The sequence below is a fragment of the Halorubrum sp. AJ67 genome (assembly GCF_000513435.1).
Genome location: NZ_CBVY010000019.1, coordinates 35,460 through 37,234, shown reverse-complemented (window position 1 = coordinate 37,234; position 1,775 = coordinate 35,460). Strand labels below are relative to the sequence as shown.

Genomic DNA, 1,775 nt, shown 5'->3' with positions numbered 1-1,775 from the left:
GCGACCGACCGCACCGCCTCGACGAGCCGCTCGGACTCCCGCGAGACGCCGGTCGAGACCTCACCGCCGGGCTTCGCGAAGAAGTCGACCGCCCCGCGGTCGAGCGCCTCGAAGGTGACCTCCGCGCCCTCGTCGGTGTGCGCCGACAGCATCAACACCGGCGTCGGCGTCTCCTCCATCAGCCGCTCGACGGCTTCGAGTCCGCCCATACCGGGCATCTCGACGTCCATCGTCACGACGTCGGGGCGGGTCTCGGCGACCACCGAGAGCGCCTCTTCTCCGTCCCCCGCCTCGCCGACGACCGCGACCCCCGCATCGCTCAAGAGATCACTTATCAGACCCCGCATGAACGGGGAGTCGTCGACGACCACCACCCGCGGCGACCCGTCCCGACCGCCGCGCCGATCCGTCGTCCTGCTCATGTTCCACACCGGACCCAGAATCAGCATAAATCCACGGACCCAGTAATCACCCCTGATAATTCAGGGGACACGATTATTTGTCGGTTGACCGCAGGTACGGGCATGGCAGCCACAGAGGCGAACACGGAGTCGACGGCGGACGCCGAACCGACCAAGGTGTTGGAGTTCGGCCTAGGTGACGGGACGTACTGTCTGGACATCGGCGTTATCGACGAGATCGTCGACGCCGGCGAACTCACGCGGATCCCGAACTCGCCGGATCACGTCGAGGGCGTGATGGACCTGCGCGGTCGGACGACCACGATCGTCGACCCGAAGACGCTGTTCGACATCGACGAGGAGGGCCCCCGAGAGCGCATCGTCGTGTTCGACGACAGCGAGATCGACGAGGGAGGGACGGTCGGCTGGATGGTCGACGAGGTGTTCCAGGTCCGCGACGTCGCGCCCGAGGACGTCGACCAGAGCACCACCGTCGAGGAAGAGGGCGTTCGCGGCATCGTCAAGTCCGACGACCGCTTCGTCGTGTGGGTCTCCCCGGACGTGGACGACGAGCTGGCGGCCGAACTCGACGACGTCGAGGCCGCGGAGGCGTAGGCGGCGCTGGGAAAACGCCGAGACGACGCAGTGCTGACGAGGTGATTCGGGGGACGTCGGCGAACCGAATCGAGGATATCGGTTCTCACCCGTGAGAACCGGGTGACAACGCTTATCAGCCGTCCAACGGGTTGCGTACGTATGCGCGTCTCAAGCGGCGTCCCGGGGTTCGACGATCTCGTCGACGGGGGGTTCCCCGAGGACCGTCTGTACGTTGTGAGCGGTCCGCCCGGGAGCGGCAAAACGACCTTCTGTGCGCAGTTCGCGGCTCAGGGCGCTCGAAACGGCGAGGACGTGCTGTACATCAGCATGCACGAGACCAAATCGGGGATCCGCGAGGACATGAGCGGCTACGACTTCGGGTTCGACCGCGCGCTCGACTCCGACCGCGTCACGTTCCTCGACTCCTTCTCGTCGGACGGCCGGCGCTTCTTCGGGCTGCCCGGCGACCGCCGCGACCGGTCCGGCGTCACCAACCGCCTCACCGGGTTCATCAACTCCCGCGACATCGACCGGGTCGTCTTCGACTCCACCATGCTGTTGCGGTTCCTCTTAGACGACGACGAGGACACGATGATCCAGCTGCTCTCCTCGCTAAAGCGGACCGACGCCACGACCCTTCTCATCTCCGAGATGACCGATCCGAGCGCCTACTCGGAGGAACACTACCTCGCGCACGGCGTCGTCTTCATGCACAACTACCTCGAGGACGAGGGGATGCGCCGGGGCGTTCAGGTGCTGAAGATGCGTGGGACCGAT

General features: G+C 66.0%; 2 protein-coding genes and 1 pseudogene (1 of these 3 only partly in view). 2 read left to right on the top strand and 1 reads right to left on the bottom strand.

Translation table 11 applies throughout. The annotated features are described in order from the left end of the window. Positions 1–422 (bottom strand): response regulator (locus tag BN903_RS13030; protein ID WP_195155814.1); only part of this gene is annotated, 422 nt, incomplete at its 3' end. A gap of 102 nt (positions 423–524) precedes the next feature. Here BN903_RS13030 and BN903_RS13025 point away from each other — a divergent pair. After that, positions 525–1,016, top strand: coding sequence for a chemotaxis protein CheW (locus BN903_RS13025; protein WP_048078143.1), 492 nt, complete (start codon positions 525–527; stop codon positions 1,014–1,016). 141 nt (positions 1,017–1,157) lie between these two features. After that, a pseudogene (locus BN903_RS13020) lies at positions 1,158–1,775 on the top strand (RAD55 family ATPase); it runs 141 nt beyond the window's last position.